Source organism: Bradyrhizobium sp. WSM3983, from assembly GCF_000473045.1.
Classification (GTDB): Bacteria; Pseudomonadota; Alphaproteobacteria; order Rhizobiales; family Xanthobacteraceae; genus Bradyrhizobium.
In genome coordinates, this window is sequence record NZ_AXAY01000003.1 from 287,322 (window position 1) to 308,904 (window position 21,583).

General features: G+C 63.7%; 24 protein-coding genes, 1 tRNA gene and 2 pseudogenes. 4 read left to right on the forward strand and 23 right to left on the reverse strand.

The features are described 5' to 3' along the window. Positions 1-238: 238 nt before the first annotated feature. From YUA_RS0106515 to YUA_RS0106565, 11 genes and pseudogenes are all read right to left on the reverse strand, one after another. On the reverse strand, positions 239-610 hold the full coding sequence (locus tag YUA_RS0106515) for a hypothetical protein (protein ID WP_027529954.1): 372 nt from the start codon (positions 608-610) through the stop codon (positions 239-241). 13 nt (positions 611-623) lie between these two features. Further along, a pseudogene (locus YUA_RS47890) lies at positions 624-875 on the reverse strand (transposase domain-containing protein); the annotation flags it as partial. Positions 876-985: 110 nt separating this feature from the next. Beyond that, a complete protein-coding gene (locus YUA_RS0106525) occupies positions 986-1,600 on the reverse strand; it encodes a hypothetical protein (RefSeq protein WP_027529955.1) in 615 nt (204 codons plus the stop codon). Next, positions 1,597-1,863, reverse strand: a complete 267-nt coding sequence (locus tag YUA_RS0106530; protein ID WP_027529956.1) for a hypothetical protein — start codon at positions 1,861-1,863, stop codon at positions 1,597-1,599. Before YUA_RS0106530 ends, YUA_RS0106525 begins: the two co-directional genes overlap by 4 nt. 249 nt (positions 1,864-2,112) lie before the next feature. Beyond that, positions 2,113-2,190 (reverse strand) — tRNA-Pro (locus YUA_RS0106535). Positions 2,191-2,300: 110 nt separating this feature from the next. Then, a complete protein-coding gene (locus YUA_RS0106540) occupies positions 2,301-2,879 on the reverse strand; it encodes a MerR family transcriptional regulator (RefSeq protein ID WP_027529957.1) in 579 nt (192 codons plus the stop codon). A gap of 26 nt (positions 2,880-2,905) precedes the next feature. Continuing rightward, positions 2,906-3,247 (reverse strand): integration host factor subunit alpha, encoded by a 342-nt coding sequence (locus YUA_RS0106545; protein WP_018456841.1) that lies wholly within the window; start codon positions 3,245-3,247, stop codon positions 2,906-2,908. 133 nt (positions 3,248-3,380) lie between these two features. Continuing rightward, on the reverse strand, positions 3,381-4,361 hold the full coding sequence (locus YUA_RS0106550) for a beta-ketoacyl-ACP synthase III (protein ID WP_027529958.1): 981 nt from the start codon (positions 4,359-4,361) through the stop codon (positions 3,381-3,383). Beyond that, the gene (gene plsX, locus YUA_RS0106555) at positions 4,358-5,419 is read right to left on the reverse strand and encodes a phosphate acyltransferase PlsX (protein ID WP_027529959.1); all 1,062 of its coding nucleotides are present in this window, start codon (positions 5,417-5,419) and stop codon (positions 4,358-4,360) included. Before plsX ends, YUA_RS0106550 begins: the two co-directional genes overlap by 4 nt. A gap of 297 nt (positions 5,420-5,716) precedes the next feature. Then, positions 5,717-6,292 (reverse strand): DUF177 domain-containing protein, encoded by a 576-nt coding sequence (locus tag YUA_RS0106560; RefSeq protein WP_027529960.1) that lies wholly within the window; start codon positions 6,290-6,292, stop codon positions 5,717-5,719. Then, entirely contained in the window at positions 6,289-6,843 is a 555-nt protein-coding gene (locus YUA_RS0106565; RefSeq protein ID WP_027529961.1) for a ubiquinol-cytochrome C chaperone family protein, read from the reverse strand. The genes YUA_RS0106560 and YUA_RS0106565 overlap by 4 nt, the downstream gene beginning before the upstream one ends. A 98-nt stretch (positions 6,844-6,941) precedes the next feature. On the opposite strand from YUA_RS0106565, the gene YUA_RS0106570 reads away from it, so the two are divergent. The 3 genes and pseudogenes from YUA_RS0106570 to YUA_RS49825 form a co-directional block, all read left to right on the forward strand. Then, entirely contained in the window at positions 6,942-7,427 is a 486-nt protein-coding gene (locus tag YUA_RS0106570; protein ID WP_027529962.1) for an outer membrane protein assembly factor BamE, read from the forward strand. A gap of 126 nt (positions 7,428-7,553) precedes the next feature. Next, positions 7,554-8,555 (forward strand): tripartite tricarboxylate transporter substrate binding protein, encoded by a 1,002-nt coding sequence (locus YUA_RS0106575; RefSeq protein ID WP_027529963.1) that lies wholly within the window; start codon positions 7,554-7,556, stop codon positions 8,553-8,555. Between the two features lie 578 nt (positions 8,556-9,133). Beyond that, a pseudogene (locus tag YUA_RS49825) lies at positions 9,134-9,301 on the forward strand (tripartite tricarboxylate transporter substrate binding protein); the annotation flags it as partial. A gap of 254 nt (positions 9,302-9,555) precedes the next feature. Here the strand turns inward: YUA_RS49825 and YUA_RS0106585 are convergent. The 12 genes from YUA_RS0106585 to YUA_RS0106640 form a co-directional block, all read right to left on the reverse strand. Continuing rightward, a complete protein-coding gene (locus YUA_RS0106585) occupies positions 9,556-11,676 on the reverse strand; it encodes a sodium-translocating pyrophosphatase (protein ID WP_027529964.1) in 2,121 nt (706 codons plus the stop codon). Between the two features lie 238 nt (positions 11,677-11,914). Then, positions 11,915-12,916, reverse strand: coding sequence for a thiamine-phosphate kinase (gene thiL, locus YUA_RS0106590; protein WP_027529965.1), 1,002 nt, complete (start codon positions 12,914-12,916; stop codon positions 11,915-11,917). Positions 12,917-13,069: 153 nt separating this feature from the next. Next, positions 13,070-13,564 carry a transcription antitermination factor NusB gene (gene nusB, locus YUA_RS0106595; RefSeq protein WP_008129447.1) on the reverse strand — a complete coding sequence of 165 codons (495 nt, stop codon included), beginning with the start codon at positions 13,562-13,564 and terminating at the stop codon, positions 13,070-13,072. A 3-nt stretch (positions 13,565-13,567) separates the two neighbouring features. Further along, on the reverse strand, positions 13,568-14,059 hold the full coding sequence (ribH, locus tag YUA_RS0106600) for a 6,7-dimethyl-8-ribityllumazine synthase (RefSeq protein WP_027529966.1): 492 nt from the start codon (positions 14,057-14,059) through the stop codon (positions 13,568-13,570). A 99-nt stretch (positions 14,060-14,158) separates the two neighbouring features. Further along, positions 14,159-14,770, reverse strand: a complete 612-nt coding sequence (locus YUA_RS0106605; RefSeq protein ID WP_027529967.1) for a riboflavin synthase — start codon at positions 14,768-14,770, stop codon at positions 14,159-14,161. A gap of 1 nt (position 14,771) precedes the next feature. Then, positions 14,772-15,920: a bifunctional diaminohydroxyphosphoribosylaminopyrimidine deaminase/5-amino-6-(5-phosphoribosylamino)uracil reductase RibD gene (gene ribD / locus YUA_RS0106610; protein WP_027529968.1), complete on the reverse strand. Its 1,149-nt coding sequence runs from the start codon at positions 15,918-15,920 to the stop codon at positions 14,772-14,774. Then, positions 15,917-16,399 (reverse strand): transcriptional regulator NrdR, encoded by a 483-nt coding sequence (nrdR, locus tag YUA_RS0106615; RefSeq protein ID WP_027529969.1) that lies wholly within the window; start codon positions 16,397-16,399, stop codon positions 15,917-15,919. The genes ribD and nrdR overlap by 4 nt, the downstream gene beginning before the upstream one ends. 15 nt (positions 16,400-16,414) lie before the next feature. Next, positions 16,415-17,713 carry a serine hydroxymethyltransferase gene (gene glyA / locus YUA_RS0106620; protein WP_027529970.1) on the reverse strand — a complete coding sequence of 433 codons (1,299 nt, stop codon included), beginning with the start codon at positions 17,711-17,713 and terminating at the stop codon, positions 16,415-16,417. Positions 17,714-17,975: 262 nt separating this feature from the next. After that, positions 17,976-18,197: a hypothetical protein gene (locus YUA_RS0106625; protein ID WP_027529971.1), complete on the reverse strand. Its 222-nt coding sequence runs from the start codon at positions 18,195-18,197 to the stop codon at positions 17,976-17,978. A 37-nt stretch (positions 18,198-18,234) separates the two neighbouring features. Next, the gene (locus YUA_RS0106630; RefSeq protein ID WP_027529972.1) at positions 18,235-18,471 is read right to left on the reverse strand and encodes a hypothetical protein; all 237 of its coding nucleotides are present in this window, start codon (positions 18,469-18,471) and stop codon (positions 18,235-18,237) included. Positions 18,472-18,666: 195 nt separating this feature from the next. Further along, complete coding sequence (gene ldtR, locus YUA_RS0106635) at positions 18,667-19,185, reverse strand: transcriptional regulator LdtR (RefSeq protein ID WP_027529973.1); 519 nt, start codon at positions 19,183-19,185, stop codon at positions 18,667-18,669. 489 nt (positions 19,186-19,674) lie between these two features. Further along, on the reverse strand, positions 19,675-20,178 hold the full coding sequence (locus tag YUA_RS0106640; RefSeq protein ID WP_027529974.1) for a DUF6163 family protein: 504 nt from the start codon (positions 20,176-20,178) through the stop codon (positions 19,675-19,677). A 127-nt stretch (positions 20,179-20,305) separates the two neighbouring features. Between YUA_RS0106640 and hemB the strand changes: the two genes are divergently transcribed. Further along, a complete protein-coding gene (gene hemB, locus YUA_RS0106645; protein WP_027529975.1) occupies positions 20,306-21,367 on the forward strand; it encodes a porphobilinogen synthase in 1,062 nt (353 codons plus the stop codon). Positions 21,368-21,583: the final 216 nt, after the last annotated feature.

Genomic DNA, 21,583 nt, shown 5'->3' on the forward strand with positions numbered 1-21,583 from the left:
ATGGACGCTTGACCAACGGCAACGTTACGTTCGACCCGGATTTTTCACGACCTATCTAAAAGGTCAGCACACTAGCGGGATCCTTTGTCATCGAGAGTAAAAGTCTTTAGCGGTTTCGCGTCAGGCGCTCGTCAGGTCCCAATCTGATCTGCCTGGATCATCGTCACCTGCCCTTTCCTTTCCACGCGAAGATCGTATCCATCCGGCGAGCACCGCGGGATGGCTGAACCTGCGGTGTTCAAAAGAGGTGGAACAATCCGTCGGATCTTAGAATGTCAATCGCTTCGGCGAGGGTAAGGCCGCGATGTAAGCAGAACCATTCTCCGGTGTGGCGATGCCACTGGAGGTCGAAGCGATTGCGGCTGATCCAGTCGATGCGGGCGAAGGGCGCATCAAACTCTTCGCCCAGATTCTCGGGGAAGCCGGAGCGGTAGCGTTGAATGAAGCGATACTTGGTGCCATGCCACTTGCCGAGTATGTCGACGGGATAGTTGAACTGCGTTGGCCGGATGGTGGGCAGGAAGCGGGGCTTCAGGAAGTCGTCGATCAGGTGCTGGCAGGCGGCCGTCACCGCCGATTTTTCCGTTGCGGAAAGACCGCTCGATCTCATGTGTCCTCTTTGCTCACGCCGCTTCGGCACAGCATGGCGTGGGCTTTCGCCAGTTCCAAGGCAGAAGCTCATCTAGCCTGTGGACGGCATGGTCGTTGATGCGGGCGAGCACATCGGCGAGCCAGCAGGCCTGTGGATCGATGTTGTTGAGTTAGGCGGTCATGATCAGCGTGGCCATGACGGCAGCGCGGTCAGCGCCGCGGTCTGAGCCGGCGAACAGCCAGGATTTGCGCCCAAGTGCAAAGCCGCGCAGGGCACGCTCGGCGTAACCGTCCGGCGAGGGCCGCGGGATGATCGCGTGGCGCGGTGGCCCGATCAGGCCGCAGACTGAACGGGAGTTTTCTTCTCCAGCCTCGCTGTGCCATCGATCCTATCTTAAGAACCGCGGTTCGGCTCGGTCACATTCTTCAGCAGATTTTCAGCGCATGCCGCGTGCAACACCTCGCTCAAGAATATTGTGGGTCTGAAGGTGACCGTAAGGGGCTTTGTTGTGTCCTCGTGAAGATACCGCCAATCCTCAAAAGCAGTGTCGATCTCGTCGATGACGACCCGGATATCTTCTATCGTCTTAGTTCCGGCTGCCCATTGGCTGGTAGTGCTCAGGCGGCGGAGATGATGCTCGACCTCATTCTTTGCGGGAGCGGGGAACTTTTTGAAGAGCCTCTTGATCTCATGCCCACGGAGTTGTTTCCCGTGCTGGATAGAAAGAGTCTTGAGGGATAGCTCAATGGCGAAGGCAATGTTGACGACGAACGGGCTCACTGCAGCGCCGTTGGGTGGTTGATTTAATAGATGCTTTTCGAAGATGTCGGCCGATGCCCCCGCAAAGGAATTGGCTTGATTGAAAATAGAGCGCTCCAAGGTGGCAGGGGGAGGCTTCAGCCCTCTTTCCTCAAGCAGCTTGTCAACGAGGGCGATGTCTTTCATGTTATCGCCAGTCGACTCGAACTCGCAGACGAAGACGCCGTTATTGTGCAGTCGCTTCTTCATTGCTGGTCGCGCGCCCCCTGGAGGAGTCTCACAAACGTCCCGCTTTCGTGTACGTGTAGCTTAGCTCGATCCAGCCGCGCGCAATGGCGAGCTCCAGCCTTGTATTCAGCCGGCGAAGCCTTCAGCTTGAACAGCGTTGGATAGTTGATCTGCTCAATGTAGATGCGTCCGTCATGGATTGGCTCGATGCCGCGGGCGAATTCAAGCAGCTTGCGCGCGGCAACTTCTGGATCAGCGAAGGGGCGGTCGGCGTCATGAGCCATGCCCTATCGCGATTCGAGCTTGGCAGAAGACTCATGATCGTTGGCGCGGTGCCGCCATGCAGGATAGCACCGCGCGGGCCGCAAGCTTTGCATACGAAGCGCGGCTCAATATCCGACAGCCGGACCGACCCGCGCCGCCGAGACACGCCCCATCCGCGAGGGTACGCGTTCTTTTTGGAGGGCTGGCTACAAGATGGCTACAAATTTTATAGCCAACTTGTCGACTTCCGGCTAAGTCTTTGATTTTGTTGGTCGGAGCGAGAGGATTTGAACCTCCGACCCCTAGTCTCCCAGACTAGTGCGCTAACCGGGCTGCGCCACGCTCCGAACGTCGTTCCATTAGCTAGGATCGCCGCTTTGCGCAAGGCAAGGTCACACCATTTTGGCATCCCCGCCCCGAGGCCCCGGAACTGCCCGTAAAGCGCGCGAAAAGCGCCTTACCCGTCCTTCAACGCCTGATCCAGCATTTCCCGGCAGGCGACCAGGTCGGCGAGCGCCCGTCCCAACCGCTCCCGGTCGACGGCACTGGGGCCGGTGGGCGCGGCGGCGGTGCCGCCTTTGCGGAAGGTGGTCAGGATATCCTCGTCGTCGACCTCCGTGAAACGGAAGTCGATGCCTTCCTCCTCGTCGCCCTGGTAGTCGTCCTCGTCGGCATCCGTGACGCCCTTGATCGGTGCCTCGTCGTCGGGCTCCATCAGGCTTGCGCCGATGGCGTCCTCGATCGCCCCGAACGAGACCGCGGCCGAGCTGTCGGCCACGCCTTGCACCGATTTGATGCCGTGCTCCTTCAGGATCCGCTGCACCCCGCGGATGGTGTAGCCCTCCCCGTAAAGCAGACGGCGGATGCCCTTGAGCAGGTCGACATCGTCGGGGCGGTAATAGCGGCGGCCGCCGCTGCGCTTCATCGGCTTGATCTGGGAGAATCGCGTTTCCCAGAACCGCAGCACGTGCTGCGGAATGTCGAGTTCCTGCGCTACTTCGCTGATGGTTCGGAACGCATCCGGCGCCTTGTCCAAATGCCAAATCCTTCGCGCGAGGCGACTTACGCCTCGGGTTGAGCCTTGCTGGCATCGCCATTGGTGCGGTGCTGGGCGTTGATCCGCTGTTTCAGAATCGCCGACGGCTTGAACACCATCACCCGGCGCGGCGAGATCGGCACCTCGGTGCCGGTCTTCGGGTTGCGGCCAATGCGCTGGCCCTTCTTGCGGACCATGAAGGACCCGAACGAGGACAATTTCACCGTCTCACCCTTCTCGAGGCAGTCGGTGATCTCCTTCAGCACGAGTTCCACGAAGGCGGAGGATTCCGTCCGCGACAGCCCTACCTTCTGGTAGACGGCTTCACAGAGATCGACACGCGTTACGGTTTTACTTTGATCGGTCATCGCCCTGCCCCACATCACGGCGAACAATTGTTGTCTGAAATTATGAGGTTACGATACGGCGGTCAACAGCGCTCATCAATGCAGACGCATCGATAATCGGTGCTGATTCCGGCAAATTTTATCGAATGTGGCTCTACCAGCGCACGAGTGCGGAGGCCCAGGTAAAGCCGCCGCCCATCGCCTCCAGCAGAACCATGTCGCCGCGCTTGATGCGGCCGTCCTTGCGGGCCACCGACAGCGCCAGGGGAATCGAGGCGGCCGAGGTGTTGCCGTGACGGTCCACCGTCAGCACCACCTTCTCCGGCGCGATATGGAGCTTGTGGGCGGATGCGTCGATGATTCGCTTGTTGGCCTGGTGCGGCACGAACCAGTCGATGCTGTCCGCATTGAGCCCTGTTGCCTCGAAGGCGTCGACGATCACGTCGGTGATCATGCCGACCGCATGCTTGAAGACCTCGCGGCCCTCCATGCGCAGATGGCCGACCGTCTGGGTCGAGGACGGACCGCCGTCGACGAAGAGTTTTGCCTTGTGGCGGCCGTCGGAGCGCAGATGCGTGGTCACCAGGCCGCGGTCGGTCGCGGCGTTGCCCGGCTGCTCCTGCGCCTCCAGCACGACCGCGCCGGCGCCGTCGCCGAACAGCACGCAGGTGCCGCGATCGTTCCAGTCGAGGATGCGCGAGAAGGTCTCGGCGCCGATCACCAGCGCGCGCTTGTAGGCGCCGGTGCGCAGGAAATTATCGGCGGTCGCAAGCGCGAACACGAAGCCCGAGCACACTGCCTGGAGGTCGAAGGCCGCACCATGGTTGATGCCGAGCCCGTGCTGCACGGCGACCGCGGTCGCAGGGAACGTATTGTCCGGCGTCGAGGTCGCCAGCACGATCAGCTCGATCGACTGCGCATCCACGCCGGCGTCAGCGAGGGCGGCCTGCGCCGCCTTGAGCGCAAGATGCGAGGTGAACTCGCCATCGGCCGCAATGTGCCGCTCGCGAATGCCGGTCCGCTGCACGATCCACTCGTCAGACGTGTCGATGCGCGCCGCCAATTGGGCATTGGTCACCACCTGCTCCGGCAGGTAGGAGCCGCAGCCCAGCACGACCGAACGAATTTTGGTCACGAAACATCCTCCGGCGCGGTTGGCACTGAAGCGAGCGCACCCCCATCGCGGTTGAGCATCTGCTTGATCTTGTTCAGAAGATCGAATTTGGCCATCTCATAACCAACATCGATCGCATAGGCAAAGCCCTCGGCATTAATTCCGCCATGGCTCTTGACCACCAGCCCGTTCAGCCCGAGCAGCACGCCCCCGTTCGACTTGTTCGGGTCCATCTTGTCGCGCAGGGCCTGGAAGGCCTTGCGGGCAAAGAGGTAACCGAGCCTGGACAGCCAGCTCCGCTGAATCTCGTTGCGAAGCAAGTCCGCCATCTGGCGTGCGGTTCCCTCTGCGGCTTTCAACGCAATGTTGCCGCTGAAACCTTCCGTGACGATCACGTCGGCCAGCCCCTTGCCGATGCCGTCGCCCTCGACGAAGCCTATATAGTCGAGTTCCGGCAGGTTCCTCGTGCGCAGGATTTCACTGGCTTCGCGAATCTCCTCGTGGCCCTTGATCTCTTCGGCCCCGATGTTCAGCAGCCCGACCGTGGGGCGCTCCTTGTTGAAGAGCACGCTTGCCATCGCAGCCCCCATGACCGCGAGCGACACCAGATGGTGCGCGTCGCCGCCGATGGTGGCGCCCAGGTCGAGCACGGCGGACTCGCCACGCCTGGTCGGCCATATCCCGGTGATGGCCGGGCGGTCGATTCCCGGCAGTGTACGCAGGTGGAAGCGCGACATCGCCATCAAGGCGCCCGTGTTGCCGGCGGAGATCGCGACATGCGCCTCGCCTTTCTTGACGGCATCGATGGCCAGCCACATCGAGGAGGTCTTGCGGCCGCGCCGCAGCGCCTGGCTCGGCTTATCCTCCATGCTGACGGCGACGTCCGTGTGGATGATCCGGGAAGCGGCCTTGAGCTTGGGGTGGAGGTCGAGCTCGGGCTCGATCCTGGCGCGATCCCCGACCAACAGAAATTCGGTCTCGGGATGCCTGCCGAGCGAGATGGCCGCGCCTGGAATGGCGACAGGGGCGCCGACGTCGCCGCCCATGGCGTCAAGCGCGATACGAACCTTGCTTGGCATCAAAATCCCGGAAACCTGGTCTGGCGCGGTCGTCAATCAGCGGGCCGCGAAATGGGTTCGCCATGGACATGGCGACCGGCCAAGCGCGACGCCGCGCCCGGACCGGGGCGGACAATAGCGTTTTGTTATCCCGAAACAACCTCTTGCCCCCAGCCTTTTGGATTAAGGGGCGATCCGCCGGCGGACGTTCGAATTCACAAAAATAGCTTAAAAATCAAAGAGGTGGACCAGCCTTTCAAACCAGCCCCGCAAACACCTCACACCCCGTAGCACAGCGGTCTTACGGGGAATGCCCAGCTATTTACCTTTCTTCTTGCCCTGCTTGTTGTCCTGGAGCGCCTTCAGCGCCGCGAACGGATGGTCCTCCGGGTCGGGCGCGGTGACCTCAGCCTCGAACACGACCCCCGGTTTGCGGGGATAGGGATCGATCGCCAGGAACAGCGCATCGGTCGCGATCCGCCCGAGGTCGATGATTCCGTTGACGATGGCCTCCGGCGCATCGGCAATCTGCGCCGGCTCCGCCTCGTCCTGCCCTTCCTCAATCAGGTCCTCCAGCCGCCGCGCCTCGGCCTCGGGCGCAAAGGTCAGGTCGACATCTTCGTCGATCTCGCTCTCGATCGGATCGAGCGTGACCACACAGGTCTGGCCGACCCGGGCACGGACATGGCCCGTGACATGGATCCGGCCGCCACTCTTCGGCACGACATCGAAGTCGGCATGGGCCGACAGGATGTCGCGCACGCCCGCGAGATCAGCCATGGCCTGGCGCTCAGCCGCCGAGGCTTCGAGCTCACGGTGCAGCCCGGTATCGGGAATCTGCGCCACGATTACAGGTGCGCGCCAGGGGTCGGGTCCGGTCATCGGTCGGTTCATGACGTCTCATCCTCCCGGAGCGGTGCGGGAAATTTGAAAGATCCGAGCAACAGCGCGGGATCGCCTGCCTGGCTGAGCTTCGCATCCGCGGCGACTGCGTACGCGGCCAGCCGCTGCGCCTGGTCCATCCCGGTCCCGTTCAAGATATTCTTGCTGATGGCCTGCGCCAGCGCTTCAGAACTCGTCTCGATCGCCTGATCATAAGCCTGAACACGGCCGTAAAAGGCCTCGCCGAAGGCCCGCATCCGCTTCGGGACGGTCTGGTCGCCTACACCCATCTCGCGCAGATTGTCGTCCATGTCCTCGCAGAAGCGGTCGAACACGGCCTGCGACAGCTCCGCCCCGCCCTGGGTGGCGGCCCGCAGCCGTCTCAGCAACAGCCAGAGGTGCAGAAGCAACAGGTCGAAACGGCCATTAACCGTATCCGGCACGCCCAAGTCCCGGTAAAATATGGGTTCTCGCGCCTGCGTCACGATCATGCCATAGATGGTCTCAATGGTGCCGGCCGGGGCTAGCCGGGGTTTCCTGAAGTGATTGAACGGCCAAAGCATTGTGGGTTCCGCAAGCGGGCGCGCGCGAGTTGCATTCAGAGCCTCCGCCCGGTACTTCAGCGCCTCGCGCGACGCAAGGGGACGGAATCAGTTCCGCTATGACGATAACGAACCAGACCAGCCTGCGCGCAGACAAGCGGCGCGGCCTTTACGCACGCTGGCGCGGCTTGCGCATGCTCGCGGCCGTGGCTCTGGTCGGTGGCGCCCTTGCGGGATGCACCGGCGAGCAATTCCAGAAGGGCTACATCCTGCCGCCCGGCGCGCTCGAGCAGATTCCGATCGGCGCGAGCCAGGACCAGGTGCTGATTGTGATGGGAACGCCCTCCACGGTCGCGACCCTGGACGGTGAAGTGTTCTACTACATCTCGCAGCGCTCGGAGCGCATGGTCGCCTTCATGAACCAGAAGGTGGTCGACCAACGCGTCATCGCCGTCTATTTCGACAAGAACCGGCGCGTGCGCCGGCTTGCGAATTACGGCCTCCAGGACGGCAAGATCTTCGACTCCATCAGCCGGACCACGCCGACCTCGGGTCAGGAGATGAGCTACCTCGCGCCGCTGTTCAAGCTGCTCAGCTTTAACTGATATCGTGAGCTGATATTTCGGCCTGCGGCGTCGTGCCGCCGTTCCCGCAGCGCATGCGCGCGCGACTTGCCGTTGCCCGCCGGGTTCCATACGCTCTCTGCAAAACAAAATGCAGGGAGTGGATTCGTGCCCAACAAAATTCTGTCCCGTCGTCGCGTGCTCGCCGGTGCCGCCGGGCTGTCCGCCGCAGCCATCCTGCCGCGATCGAGCCTTGGCGATTGGAAGCCGACCGAGAACATCCGCCTTATCGTGCCGGCCGCGGCGGGCGGTTCGACCGACGTGATGGGTCGGCTGCTCGCAGCACATCTCCAGTCCGCCTGGGGCCAGACCGCGGTGGTGGAGAATCGCTCAGGCGGCGGCGGCACGATCGGGACCGCCGAAGTCGTTCGCTCCAAGGCCGACGGCCACACCATCCTGATCGGCAATCCCGGTCCGAACGCGATCGCCTACAGCATCTTCAAGAACCTCAGCTACAAGCCGGACCAGCTCCAGCCGGTCTCCAACATGATCCGGATCCCGAACATCGTGTCGGCGCATCCGAAGACCGGCATCAAGTCGGTCGCCGAGCTGATCGCTTTTCTCAAGGCCAACCCGGACAAGCTCAGCTACGCCTCCTCCGGCGTCGGCCAGAGCCCTCACCTCACCGGCGCCTGGTTTCTCCAGCTCACCGGGCTGAAGATGACGCACATCCCGTTCCGCGGTGCCGGTCCTGCGCTTCAGGCCGCGCTGGCCGGCGACATCCAGATCCTGTTCGACAATCTCTATCCGAGCCTGCCGCAGGTGCAGAACGGCACGCTCAACGGCCTCTGCGTCACCACGACAGAGCGGAGTGATCTCGCACCGAACCTGCCGACCATGCGCGAGAGCGCGCCGGCACTGGCGGACTTCGACGTGTCGTCATGGTTCTCGGTGTTTCTGCCCAAAGGCGTCGCCGCCCCCGTGCTCGAAGCGCTCAATCTCCAGGTCAAGGCGATGCTGGAGCGCGACGACATGAAAAAGCAGATCGCCGCCATGGGCGCCCGCGCCGACTACGGCACGCCGCAGCAGTTCGCCGCTTTCGTGGACGCCGAGACAAAGAAGTTCGCCGGCATCATCCAGAAGGAAGGCCTGCAGATGGACGTGCAGTAGCTCTCGCTCCCGTCATTGCGAGCGAAGCGAAGCAATCCCTGCTGGGCGAAGCCGGCTCCCCTCCGGCAAAAAGTGAAAAACAACCCCATGCACAGTAGAAGCGCGGAGCCCGAACGGCACAATGCCCAATCGGTCAAGCTATTGCAGCATCGAGCAAATCAGCGGAAAAGGGGGCAAGGAACTCGGCAACTGCGGCAAGGGTCGGTCTTCGCAAAACAACGACGGACGACCCCATTGGCCAGCGCGCAGAAATCGCTCAGGAATTGCAGTTCGGCGCCAGTCTGTATTTCGCATTTTGCGAATTCCATTCGACGCATCGGGCAAAACAGTGGCACGATGCCATGCTGGCGTTTTTCGCAGGTGCACCAGCCCGTCGCCGCGACGCAGGACGTCTCGGCCTTTGGGATTCGACAAACGAGCGATCCTCATTTCATGCTGAACCAGATACTTCGTGATTGCGAGGCCGGCGGTCTAAGCGATGGTCCGTCACCCGTCACCGCAATTATCGTGTCTCACTTCAGGGGTGCAGTCCAGCACTGTCACCGTAATTCGCGTAATTCGTAATTGCGTAATTGACCCAGGTCAAGGCGATGCTCGAGCGCGACGACATCAAAAAGCAGATCGTCGCCATGGGCGCCCGCGCCGACTACAGCACGCCGCAGCAATTCTCCGACTTCGTGGACGCGGAGACGAGGAAATTCGCCGGCATCATCCAGAAGGAAGGGTTGCAGACGGACGTGCAGTAGAAGGCGCGCTCAAGCGAGGTCGGCAGACAACGCCCAACACACTGCTGTCATTCCCCGCGAAGGCGGGGAATCCAGTACGCCGCACCCTATCCGTATCCCATTATGGCCTCTGGAATACTGGATCGCCCGCCTGCGCGGGCGATGACAGCGAGATTGAGGCTGCGCTCGCAATGACGCGGTGAGAGATCTTCGCATCACCAAACAAAACCCCGCGGCTCGCGCCGCGGGGCTTTGTCTTGTGCCGTTTGCGCGGCTCAGTGCGCCAGGATCGCCAGCAGCAGCAAGGCCACGATGTTCGTGATCTTGATCATCGGGTTCACCGCGGGGCCCGCCGTGTCCTTGTAGGGATCGCCGACGGTGTCGCCGGTCACGGCCGACTTGTGGGCATCAGAGCCCTTGCCGCCGAAATGACCGTCCTCGATGTACTTCTTGGCGTTGTCCCAGGCGCCGCCGCCCGAGGTCATGGAGATCGCGACGAACAGGCCCGTCACGATCACGCCGAGCAACATGGCACCGACGGCCGAGAACGCCGCCGACTTGCCGGCCACGCCACCGCCCGCGATCGCGTAGATCAGGAAGTAGACCACGATCGGTGACAGCACCGGAAGCAGCGAGGGAATGATCATCTCCTTGATCGCCGCGCGGGTGAGCAGGTCGACCGCTTTGCCATAGTCCGGCTTGTCGGTGCCCTGCATGATGCCCGGCTTCTCGCGGAACTGGCGCCGCACCTCCTCGACGATCGCGCTCGCCGCACGTCCCACGGCCGTCATGCCCATCGCGCCGAACAGGTACGGCAGCAGGCCGCCGAACAGCAGGCCCACCACGACGTACGGATTGTTCAACGAGAAGTCCGGATTGACGCCGGCGAAGTACGGATGGTGCGCGGAGTCCGCAACGAAGAACTTGAGGTCCTGGTTGTAGGCTGCGAACAGCACCAGCGCGCCGAGACCGGCGGAGCCGATCGCGTAGCCTTTGGTCACCGCCTTGGTGGTGTTGCCGACCGCGTCGAGCGCGTCGGTCGACTTGCGCACTTCCTTAGGCAGGCCTGCCATTTCGGCGATGCCGCCGGCGTTGTCCGTCACCGGGCCGAACGCATCGAGCGCCACGACCATGCCGGCCAGCGCCAGCATGGTGGCGGTCGCGATCGCGATGCCGAACAGGCCGGCGAGGCTATAGGTGACCAGGATGCCGGCGATGATGACGAGCGCGGGCAGCGCGGTCGCTTCCATCGAGACGGCGAGGCCCTGGATCACGTTGGTGCCGTGACCGGTCACCGAGGCCTGGGCGATCGACCTCACCGGACGGTAGTCGGTACCGGTATAGTACTCGGTGATCCAGATGATCAGCGCGGTGACGACGAGGCCGACGATGCCGCATTCGAACAGCGCCATGCCGGTGTAGTCGACGCCGTCGAGCTTGCCGAAGCCGATCAGGTAATAGATCACGCCCGCAATGCCGATCAGCGACAGGATGCCGGTGGCGATCAGGCCCTTGTAGAGCGCGCCCATGATCGACTGGCTCGGCCCGAGCTTCACGAAGAAGGTGCCGATAATCGAGGTGATGATGCAGATGCCGCCGATGGCGAGCGGCAGCGTCATCATGTTGGAGAGGATCGGCGTCTTGGCGAAGAAGATCGCCGCGAGCACCATGGTCGCGACCGCGGTCACCGCGTAGGTCTCGAACAGGTCAGCGGCCATGCCGGCGCAGTCGCCCACGTTATCACCGACGTTGTCGGCGATGGTGGCCGGGTTGCGCGGATCATCCTCCGGGATGCCGGCCTCGACCTTGCCGACGAGATCGCCGCCGACGTCCGCACCCTTGGTGAAGATGCCGCCGCCGAGACGGGCGAAGATCGAGATCAGCGAGGCACCGAAGCCGAGCGCCACCATGGCGTCGATGACGGTGCGGCTGTCGGGCGCGAGCTTCAGCGAGTGGACCAGGAAGCCGAAATAGAGGGTCACGCCGAGCAGCGCGAGACCCGCCACCAGCATGCCGGTGATGGCGCCCGCCTTGAAGGCGAGCTCGAGGCCGCCGGCGAGCGACGTCGTCGCGGCCTGGGCGGTGCGCACATTGGCGCGGACCGAGACGTTCATGCCAATGAAGCCGGCCGCCCCCGACAGGATCGCGCCGATGGCAAAACCGATCGCGACATAAAGCCCAAGCAAATAGGCAAGCAGCACAAAGATGACGATGCCGACGATGCCGATCGTGGTGTACTGGCGCCGGAGATACGCTTGTGCGCCTTCACGCACAGCTCCCGCGATCTCCTGCATGCGCGGTGACCCCGCGTCCGCACTCAACACCGAAGACGTCGCCCAAATCGCGTAGACGACGGAAAGCACTCCGCAGAGCACTATCAACCATAATGCTGTCATGTGATTTTTTGCCTCAGATCCTTGATGTACGAACCCCCGGCGCCCTTTGTTTTTCCGTCATGCGGTGGGCGCCCTTATGTTGAACAGGGCTGCCCCTTCCTCGAAGAGGTAGCCCTGGTCGGTCACAAGCTTGCCAAAATCAAATTGAGGGTGCAACGCCGGATAAGGCCAAAAAAGCCGATCTCGGCAGGTATTTAGACCTAATGCCGAGCGCCTGCTCGCCGGCTTGGCGCAATTCCTAGAAGTGGCTGTAGGACAGCCGCTTCAAGACCAGTTCCTGACCCTGCCCGTCCAGGAAGCGCGGTCGCTCATGGCCCGCGACGATAGTGCCGATCGCCGTGACGGCCAGGCCCACCGCCCGCCCCGCGGCGATCAGCGCATCGCTCTGTGCCGGCGGCACCGTGCACAGCACCTCGTAATCATCGCCCCCGGCCAGCAGCGTCTCAACGCAAATCGCCTTGCCCGCCACCAGGCCGGCCGCAGCGGGTGACAGGGGTACGGTTGCCACGTTGACCGTGGCCGAGACGCCGGAGGCCGAGCAGAGTTTCGTCAGGTCGCCGGCGAGCCCGTCGGACACGTCCATCGCCGCTGTCGCGTGGTCGCGCACGGCCTGTGCCAGCACATTGCGAGGCTGCGGGATCCGATAGCGCGAGATGAGTGCATCCCTCGCAGCGGGATCGGACGTAAGCGCCGTGGCCACCGTACCGCCAGTGAGTACGTCGAGACCGAGCGCGGCATCGCCGATCGTCCCCGTCACCATGATAACGTCGCCTGGCCGCGCGCCGGTACGGCCAACCATATGCCCCTTCGGCACGCGGCCGAAGGCGGTGATCGAGATCATCTGCGGTCCCGGCGTCGACACCGTGTCGCCGCCGAGCAGCGAGCATCCGAAGCTCTTTGCGTCCTCGCCGAGCGCATCCGCAAACGGCCTGAGCCAGGCGTCCTCCTTGCTGCGCAGCGCCAGAGTCAGCACGAAGCCGGCGGCCGCGGCCCCCTTGGCGGCGAGATCGGACAGGTTCACCCGTAGCGCCTTGCGCGCGATGGTGTCGGGGGGATCGGTGGCAAGATAATGCACGCCCTCGACCACGGCATCCGTGGTGACGACGATGTCGTCGCCGGACGAGGACAGGATCCCGGCGTCATCGACCAGCCCGAACGCACCGGGATCGGTCGCCAGCGGCTTGAAATAACGCGCGATGAGGGCGTCTTCGGCGGAGATCTGTTTCTTGTCCTGCGTCACAACAGAAGACCCGTCATCCTGAGGTGCGAGCCCTTGCGAGCCTCGAAGGATGCACGGCCAAGGTGCGCCTCAGCGGCACGCCGCCGCCCTTCGAGGCCTCCGCTTCGCTCCGGCACCTCAGGGTGACGGCTACGGCGGAAGTGGTCGTCTCAATTACCCCCGCCCGAACTCGTCACCGCGAAACTGGCGGCCGATCTGGTCGAGCACGGCGTTGACCATGCCGGTCTCCTCGCGGTCGACGAAGGCATTCGCGACGTCGACATATTCGGACACCACGACGCGGCCCGGCACGTCCTTGCGATGCTCCAGTTCGTAGGCCCCTGCCCGCAACACCGCGCGCAGGATCGCCTCGATCCGCTTCAGCGGCCAACCCTTCGACAACGCCTCGTCGATCAGGGGATCGAGCTTCTTCTGGTCGCGCACGACGCCGGAGACGACGTCGCGGAAGAACGCGGCTTCCGCCGGCAGGTAAGTGTCGCCCTCGACCTCGTTGCCGAGCCAGTGGCTCTCGAACTCCGCAAAAATGTCGTTGATGCCGGCGCCGGCGATGTCCATCTGGTACAGCGCCTGAACGGCCGCGAGCCGCGCAGCACCACGCCGGTTCGCCTTCTTCTCCGTAAGCCCCGCCGGTTTCCTGGTGTCAGCCATCGCTCAGGCCCGCGCCATGCGGCGTTTGATGCGCAGCATCGCAAGTGCTGCGCGAGCTGCATCGCCACCCTTGTTGAGCTCGCTGGCGCGCGCACGCGCCCAAGCCTGGTCCTCATAGTTGACCGTGAGGATGCCGTTGCCAAGCGGCAGCTTTCGCGCCACCGCGAGGTCCATCAGTGCGCGCGAGGATTCCTGCGAGACGATCTCGAAATGGATGGTATCGCCGCGGATGACGCAGCCGAGCGCGATCACCGCGTCATAGGGCTTCCCGTTTGCCGCAGCCGCGTCGACCGCAATCGCGACCGCCGCCGGGATCTCCAGCGCGCCGGGAACCGTGATGACGTCATGGGTCAGGCCGGCCGCCTTCAGCTCGGTGACCGCGCCGTCCAGAAGCGCGTCCTGGAGATCGTCATAGAACCGCGCCTCGACAATCAGCGCCCGCGCGCCGGAAATGTCGGTCTGGTCCTTCAGGGGTGCGCGCCGCGCGTCTGCCATCGTCTCAATCCGTTTCGTGAAGTCGTCGCTTGGTTGGTCGCTTGGTTGGTCTCTTGGGTCGGCGCGTTATGTAGGCGCCGCAGGCGAGTAAGCCAAGTTTTAAACCGTCATTTCCGTCAACCGCGCCGCATAGCGGGCCATCAGATCGACCTCGATATTAACCTCGGTGCCCGCCTTCCAGCCGCCGATCGTCGTAACATCAAGCGTATGCGGGATGATCAATACCGAAAAGGTCACGTCCTTCACCGTATTGACCGTCAGCGAGACGCCGTCGAGCGTGATCGAGCCCTTGGTGGCGATGAAGCGCGCCAGCTCCCGCGTGGAGGAGAGCTCGAACCGTGCCATGTCGGGCAGGTCCTCGCGGCCGACGATGGTTGCGATGCCGTCGGCATGGCCGGCGACGATATGGCCGCCGAGCTCGTCGCCGATCTTGAGCGCACGCTCGAGATTGAGCCGCGTCCCCAGCTTCCAGTGCTTTGCCGTCGTCAGCGCCAGCGTCTCGGCGGCGGCATCGACGTCGAACCAGGTTTTGCCGCCCGCGATGCCGGAGGCGACCACGGTGAGGCAGACACCGTTGCAGGCGATCGAAGCGCCGTCGGCTATGGTGGTCTGATCATAGCTGCAGGCGATGCGCAGCCGGTGCAGCTGGCCCTGCGCCGTTGGCCTGAAGCTGACGATCTCGCCGATATCGGTGACAATGCCGGTGAACATGTTAGGCGCGCTCGTAGATGGTGAGAGTATCGGTGTCGAATGTCTCGCTAGCATGAACCTTGTAGGCCTGCGACTGCGTGATTTTCGACAGGGGCAATGCATCGAGCGCATCGACGCCGCCGGCGCCCACCTCGTCCGCTCCGCGGAACAGCCAGATCTCGTCGACGAGGTCGGCGGACATGAACGACGCCGCAACGCGGCTGCCGCCCTCGACCATCAGGCGCGTGATGCCCTTCTCAGCGAGCGCATGCAGCACGGCCGGAAGATCGAGCCCCGATGCACTGCCCGGCGGCATGCGCATGATTTGCGCACCGGCAGCGCCAAGGCGGGTTGCGGCTGCCGCCTCGGCGAGCTCCGAACCCACGACCCAGACCGGCGTCTCACGCGCGGAACGCACGAGCTGGCTCGCGGCGGGAATGCGCAGGCTCCGGTCGAGCACCACGCGCACCGGCGAGCGCGCCGCCATGCCCGGCAGGCGGCAATTGAGCTGCGGATCGTCCGCCAGCGCCGTGCCGATGCCGACCAGGATGGCATCGCTCGAGGCGCGCAAAAGATGCACGCGGTTGCGTACCGCCTCGCCCGTGATCGCGAGCGGCTTGCCGTCGGCACCGCCGATCTTGCCGTCGGGCGAGACCGCGAGCTTCAGGATCACGTGCGGGCGGTGATCGCGGATGCGGCGGAAATGACCGGCGTGGTCGAACGCGGCCTCCGCCGCGCACAGGCCGACATCCACGGTGATGCCGGCCGCGCGCAGGCGCGCATGGCCCTGGCCTGCGACGTCCGGATTGGGATCCTCGATCGCGGCCACCACGCGTTTGATGCCGGCCGCGATCACCGCGTCGGCGCAAGGCGGCGACTTCCCGAAATGCGAGCAAGGTTCGAGCGTAACGTAGAGCGTGGCACCGCGCGCCGCCTCGCATGCCCGCCGCAGCGCTTCGGGCTCGGCATGCGGGCGCCCACCAGGCTGGGTCCAGCCACGGCCGACAATGATGCCATCCTTGACGATGACGGCACCGACCGCCGGATTGGGCCAGGTGCGCCCCTGCCCGCGCCTGCCCAGCGCAAGCGCAAGCTGCATGAAGCGGCGATCGGAATCCTTGGACTCGCGAATCTTCTGGGCGAATTGATCCTCCAGGATACGGAAGATCATTTGCGGATCGCGGCGAGCCGCGCTTCCTCCTCACCGGAGAGCTCGCCGAGCACGTCGGCGAAATCCTTGGCCTCGCGGAAATTGCGGTAGACCGAGGCGAAACGCACATAGGCGACGTCGTCGAGCGTGCGCAGATGCTCCATCACGGTCTCACCGATCACCTCGGAGGAAATCTCGGCCTCGCCCCCGGTCTCGAGCTCGCGCACGATGGTGGAAACCATCTTCTCCACCCGCTCCGGCTCGACCGGCCGCTTGCGCAGACTGATCGACACCGAGCGCATCAGCTTGTCGCGGTCGAACGGCACGCGGCGGCCATTGCGCTTGATCACCGTGAGCTCGCGCAGCTGCACGCGCTCGAAGGTGGTGAAACGGAATTCGCAGGCGACGCACACGCGTCGCCTGCGAATGACAGAAGAGTCCTCGGTCGGACGCGAGTCCTTTACCTGCGTATCGAGACTGTTGCAGTTCGGGCAGCGCATCCGTTGAACCCAGCCTTACTGATAGATCGGGAACCGATCGGTGAGCGCCTTGACCCGTTCCTTGATCGCGGCCTCGACCAGCGGCGCCTTGCCGTCGTCGGACTGCGCGATCGCGTTGAGAACCTCGGCGATCATGCCGCCGACCTGCTGGAATTCGGCGACGCCGAAGCCGCGCGTCGTCGCCGCAGGCGTGCCGAGACGCAGGCCCGAGGTGACGAACGGCTTTTCGGGGTCGAACGGAATGCCGTTCTTGTTGCAGGTGATGGCGGCGCGGACCAGCGCCTTCTCGGAGACGTTGCCCTTCAGGCCTTTCGGCCGCAGGTCAACGAGCATCAAATGGTTGTCGGTACCGCCGGAGACAATATCGAAGCCGTGGCTCTTCATCGTCTCGGCGAGCGCCTTGGCGTTCTCGACGACGTTCTTCGCATAGACCTTGAAGTCCGGACGCAGCGCCTCGCCGAAGGCGACCGCCTTGGCCGCGATGACGTGCATCAGCGGGCCGCCCTGCAGGCCCGGGAAGATCGCCGAGTTGAGCTTCTTGGCGAGCACCTCGTCATTGCTGAGGATCAGGCCGCCGCGGGGGCCGCGCAGCGATTTGTGGGTGGTGGTGGTGGTGACGTGGGCATGCGGCACGGGCGAAGCATGCACGCCGCCGGCAACGAGGCCCGCGAAGTGCGCCATGTCGACCAGCAGATACGCGCCGACCGAGTCAGCGATCTCGCGGAAACGCTTGAAGTCCCAGGCACGCGAATAGGCCGAGCCGCCGGCGACGATCAGCTTCGGCTTGACCTCTTCGGCCTGCTTGGCGACCGCATCCATGTCGATGATCTGGTCCTCGCGGCGCACGGTGTAGTGCACGGCCTTAAACCATTTGCCGCTCATGTTGACGGGCGAGCCGTGGGTGAGATGGCCGCCGGCCGCGAGGTCGAGACCCATGAAGGTGTCGCCGGGCTGGAGCAGCGCCAGGAACACCGCCTGGTTCATCTGGCTGCCGGAGTTCGGCTGCACGTTGGCGAAATTGGCGCCGAACAGCTTCTTGGCGCGATCGATCGCGAGGTTCTCGGCGACGTCGACCCATTCACAACCGCCATAGTAGCGCGCGCCCGGATAACCCTCTGCGTACTTGTTGGTCATCACCGAACCCTGCGCTTCCAGCACGGCCCGGCTGACGATGTTCTCGGAGGCGATCAGCTCGACTTCATGGCGCTGCCGGCCGAGCTCGCCCTTGATGGCGGCGGCGATTTCCGGGTCGGCCTGCTCGAGCGAGGCGGTGAAAAACGAATCGGGTGCGGAGGCGGTTTTGGCGAAGGTCATCTTGCGAATATCTCCACCGCCGCAGCCTTTTGGCAGGCTACGGGCGGTCTGGTGTGGCGATCGGAAGCGGCGAGCGCGATCTACCACATCGGCAGCCCCCGGCCAAGCATTTGCGGGTCGGGCCTGATATTTATGCAAGATATGGTGGGGATTGAAGGATTTTGGGACGAGGACGGCTCTCTGGAACCGCCCCGATCCGATCATCCCAGAAGGGCCCGCTTCGGACCCTAATGACGCCCCAGCGCCCGGACCTACCCTACAGCTACAGCCCGGTATATCCCGCCTTCACGGGGTCCACGCTGCCATCGAGCTGGCGCAGATAGGTCAGGCCGCAGACAGTCAACCTGTGGGGGTCCTTCTCGCCGGCTTCCATCAAGGTGTTGAGGTAGTTCGTCACCTTCAAACGCGCCTCAGCGCTCGCCGCGGACGTGCGGTTGGCGAGCAGGTCATAGGTCTGCATGATGCGATCGATGGCGGCTTCCATGGCACCCTCTGGTTCTCTGAAGTTTTGGGAGTCTTGATCAGGCAACCGCTCTGGCCTCGGCCTGCGCCTCGAACCTGGCGATGGCCTTGTTGGCCAGCCTGATCCTGTTGAATTCGCCGTGCTGGAGCAGCTTGATGATGATCTCGAGCAGGCGCTCATTGGTGACGAGCGTGTCGGGGATCGCGCCGGAACGGCGGAGATAATTCGCGGCGATCGCATAGGCATCGCTCACGAGCTCGACGTTCATAGCCTGCAACCCGCGTCCGACCAGCATCGCATCCTCCGATCCGGACAACTAACTGCGATGCGGGAAATCGGTTCCATTCGGCCGGCGATTTTTTCGCAAGCGCGAAGACGACAAAACGCACCGGTCCGGGGAAATCCGGGCCGGCGCGCTTGGGGAAGTTAGGCACGTTCGGAAGGGCTTGCCGGTCTTGTTGCGGGCCGGCTTGGCCTATCCCATTAAAACTCAGAGGCGATACAGGATCTGGTCGGTCCAGAACCGCTCGAGGCGGTGCAGCGACTTGTTGAGGGTCGAGAACTCCTCGCCGGAGATGCCGCCGACCTGTTCCACCGTCTTGACGTGCTTCTGGTAGAGGGAGTCGACGATGCGGCGAACTTCCTGGCCCTGCGGCGTCAGGCGGATGCGCACCGAGCGGCGGTCAACGCGCGAGCGCTGATGGTCGAGGAAGCCGAGCTCGACGAGCTTCTTCAGATTGTAGGAGACGTTGGAGCCGAGATAGTAACCGCGCGTGCGCAGCTCGCCCGCGGTCAGCTCCTTGTCGCCGATGTTGTAGAGCAGGAGCGCCTGCACGGAATTGATGTCGGCGCGGCCACGACGATCGAACTCGTCCTTGATCACGTCGAGGAGACGGCGATGCAGCCGCTCCACCAGAGTCAATGCTTCCAGATAGAGCGACTGCACCGAACCCTGCGGGCCCGAAACGCGCTCTGCGGTATCTGCCGCAGTTGCGACGGCTTTCATCATGACACTTCCCCTGTTGTCGTTTTTATCGACACTTATTCGACGAAACTTGTGTCCCGTCTGATAGGTGCAACTTAAGGGGAGCGTTTGAAGATCGGCTTAAATAAGAGAATAAAGAGATCATGAATTTAAGACAGTGAATTGCGGATTAAGCCTGTGTCACAAGCACTTTTCGCAACCGTCTGTTGACCGTCGCAAGGTCCTGTTCACCCTCCGTGCACACCGTCTGTCGCATTCCAGAACAGCCCCGCCCCGTTTCGAAACGCACGCGTAAGAACTGTGGCGGATCTCGCTGAGTCAACGAAAAGTTACCTCGAATTTTAGGCAACCAGCGGTCAACCAGGCGCGCACAACTCCGCTCTCATGTCCCGGACAACCGAAGCGCAGATCCGGGACCCAGAAGCCGAAAACGAGATTGTGGGGTGATGGGCCGCATCACCGCTGCGCCGCGTCCGGGGGCACGAGAGTATTTCTGATATCGACGACGTCGCGCTACGGCGGCCGTTCGCGCGCGGCCATCCAGGCGAGTGCGAGATAGGCGGCGAGCATGAAGGATTCGATGCCGACGACAACGAGGCTGCCACCATAGATGCCGGGGAACATCAGCTCGATCACCGCCATCGACACCACGGTCGTGAGCCACACCACCGCGCCCCACGGCGTGGCGAGCCAGAGGCCGACGGCGGCGACGAGCTCGATCACGGCGAAGTAGATGGTCGAGGCCTGCCAGGCCATCGACTGGTTCTCGAACGCCTCGTCTTCGCCACCGACGAAGCCCGTCACCTGCGCCCAGTGATAGAGCCCCTTGAGGATCGACAGCAGCGCCATCACCCGGAGGAACAGCACCAGCCGGCGCGTCCAGACACTATCGTCTGACTCCGGCCGTTCCGACGAGATCGCCGCCACCGACATCGCATTGTCTCGGGCGCTGTCTCTGACGGCGTCCCTGGCATTGGCGCTGTCGCGGGCCGCATCGCGGGTGGAGATCTCGGACATGGCCCCCTTCTGGCTGTTTCGCCCCGCAAAATCAATCGGCTGCCCATCCCTTTGCGGCCGGTCAAGTCGCGGTGACGGGAACCATGCGAACTGGTATAAGAATAATTCCAGCCGGAGGAAGAGAGTGATGGCGATCAAATACGGACGTCCGATCGAATTGCGCGAGGTTTCGCGCCGGGATGGCACGACAGCCTCCCCAGCCCTCGATCTGACCATCCGTCCGCGCCGCAACCGCAAGGCCGAGTGGGCTCGGCGCATGGTGCGCGAGAACGTGCTCACCACCGATGATCTGATCTGGCCGCTGTTCCTGATCGACGGCAACAACAAGCGCGAGCAGATCGCCTCGATGCCGGGCGTCGATCGCCTCAGCGTTGACCAGGCTGTGCGCGAGGCCGAGCGCGCCATGAGGCTCACCATCCCCTGCCTCGCGCTGTTTCCCTATACCGACCCCTCCTTGCGCGACGAGGAAGGCTCGGAGGCGACCAACCCGAACAATCTGGTCTGCCAGGCGGTGCGCGCGATCAAGAAGGAGTTTCCCGATCTCGGCATCCTCTGCGACGTCGCGCTCGATCCCTTCACCAGCCACGGCCACGACGGCCTGATCGTCGACGGCAAGATTTTGAACGACGAGACGGTCGCGGTGCTGGTGCGTCAGGCGCTGGTGCAGGCCGAAGCCGGCTGCGACATCATCGCGCCCTCGGACATGATGGACGGCCGCGTCGCGGCGATCCGCGAGGGGCTGGACCGCAGCGGTCTGCTCGACGTGCAAATCATGGCCTATGCGGCCAAATACGCCTCCGCCTTCTACGGCCCGTTCCGCGACGCGATCGGCTCGGCCAAGACGCTCACCGGCGACAAGCGCACTTACCAGATGGACAGCGCCAACACCGACGAGGCGCTGCGCGAAGTCGAGCTCGACATTTCCGAAGGCGCCGACATGGTGATGGTGAAGCCCGGCATGCCCTATCTCGACGTCGTCCGCCGCGTGAAGGACACGTTTGCGATGCCGACCTTCGCCTACCAGGTCTCCGGCGAATACGCGATGATCGCGGCCGCCGCGGGCAACGGCTGGCTCGATGGCGACCGCGCGATGATGGAAAGCCTGCTCGCCTTCAAGCGCGCCGGCGCCGACGGCGTACTCAGCTATTTCGCGCCGAAGGCGGCAGAGAAGCTGCGGGCCCAAGGATAAGCATCGTAGGGTGTGAGCGATCGCGGAACGATGGTGGGCACGGCGCTGAAGCGCCTTTGCCCACCCTGTGAAGCCCGGCAGTCTTGTCTTCTAGCGTCGTCGTGACGCCTCCCCCGCCCCCGAATCGCCGGAATATTTCGGCTTGTTAATCCACGCGCGCCCTTGGCACGGGGATGGCCTGTTCCCATGTCCTGCCACGGGAGTTTCCCCGGGAGA

What these genes read in the sequence shown, in the direction of transcription:
- YUA_RS0106605 (WP_027529967.1), bottom strand. Translation starts at nt 14,770, where the DNA reads ATGTTCACCGGCATTGTCACCGATATCGGCGAGATCGTCAGCTTCAGG.
- YUA_RS0106565 (WP_027529961.1), bottom strand. Translation starts at nt 6,843, where the DNA reads ATGCTTTGGCCGTTCAATCACTTCAGGAAACCCCGGCTAGCCCCGGCC.
- nusB (WP_008129447.1), bottom strand. Translation starts at nt 13,564, where the DNA reads ATGGCTGACACCAGGAAACCGGCGGGGCTTACGGAGAAGAAGGCGAAC.
- plsX (WP_027529959.1), bottom strand. Translation starts at nt 5,419, where the DNA reads ATGCCAAGCAAGGTTCGTATCGCGCTTGACGCCATGGGCGGCGACGTC.
- YUA_RS0106625 (WP_027529971.1), bottom strand. Translation starts at nt 18,197, where the DNA reads ATGGAAGCCGCCATCGATCGCATCATGCAGACCTATGACCTGCTCGCC.
- nrdR (WP_027529969.1), bottom strand. Translation starts at nt 16,399, where the DNA reads ATGCGCTGCCCGAACTGCAACAGTCTCGATACGCAGGTAAAGGACTCG.
- ldtR (WP_027529973.1), bottom strand. Translation starts at nt 19,185, where the DNA reads ATGATGAAAGCCGTCGCAACTGCGGCAGATACCGCAGAGCGCGTTTCG.
- ribD (WP_027529968.1), bottom strand. Translation starts at nt 15,920, where the DNA reads ATGATCTTCCGTATCCTGGAGGATCAATTCGCCCAGAAGATTCGCGAG.
- YUA_RS0106640 (WP_027529974.1), bottom strand. Translation starts at nt 20,178, where the DNA reads ATGTCCGAGATCTCCACCCGCGATGCGGCCCGCGACAGCGCCAATGCC.
- YUA_RS0106530 (WP_027529956.1), bottom strand. Translation starts at nt 1,863, where the DNA reads ATGGCTCATGACGCCGACCGCCCCTTCGCTGATCCAGAAGTTGCCGCG.
- YUA_RS0106585 (WP_027529964.1), bottom strand. Translation starts at nt 11,676, where the DNA reads ATGACAGCATTATGGTTGATAGTGCTCTGCGGAGTGCTTTCCGTCGTC.
- glyA (WP_027529970.1), bottom strand. Translation starts at nt 17,713, where the DNA reads ATGACCTTCGCCAAAACCGCCTCCGCACCCGATTCGTTTTTCACCGCC.
- hemB (WP_027529975.1), top strand. Translation starts at nt 20,306, where the DNA reads ATGGCGATCAAATACGGACGTCCGATCGAATTGCGCGAGGTTTCGCGC.
- YUA_RS0106630 (WP_027529972.1), bottom strand. Translation starts at nt 18,471, where the DNA reads ATGCTGGTCGGACGCGGGTTGCAGGCTATGAACGTCGAGCTCGTGAGC.
- YUA_RS0106560 (WP_027529960.1), bottom strand. Translation starts at nt 6,292, where the DNA reads ATGAACCGACCGATGACCGGACCCGACCCCTGGCGCGCACCTGTAATC.
- YUA_RS0106525 (WP_027529955.1), bottom strand. Translation starts at nt 1,600, where the DNA reads ATGAAGAAGCGACTGCACAATAACGGCGTCTTCGTCTGCGAGTTCGAG.
- YUA_RS0106570 (WP_027529962.1), top strand. Translation starts at nt 6,942, where the DNA reads ATGACGATAACGAACCAGACCAGCCTGCGCGCAGACAAGCGGCGCGGC.
- YUA_RS0106545 (WP_018456841.1), bottom strand. Translation starts at nt 3,247, where the DNA reads ATGACCGATCAAAGTAAAACCGTAACGCGTGTCGATCTCTGTGAAGCC.
- YUA_RS0106515 (WP_027529954.1), bottom strand. Translation starts at nt 610, where the DNA reads ATGAGATCGAGCGGTCTTTCCGCAACGGAAAAATCGGCGGTGACGGCC.
- ribH (WP_027529966.1), bottom strand. Translation starts at nt 14,059, where the DNA reads ATGGCAGACGCGCGGCGCGCACCCCTGAAGGACCAGACCGACATTTCC.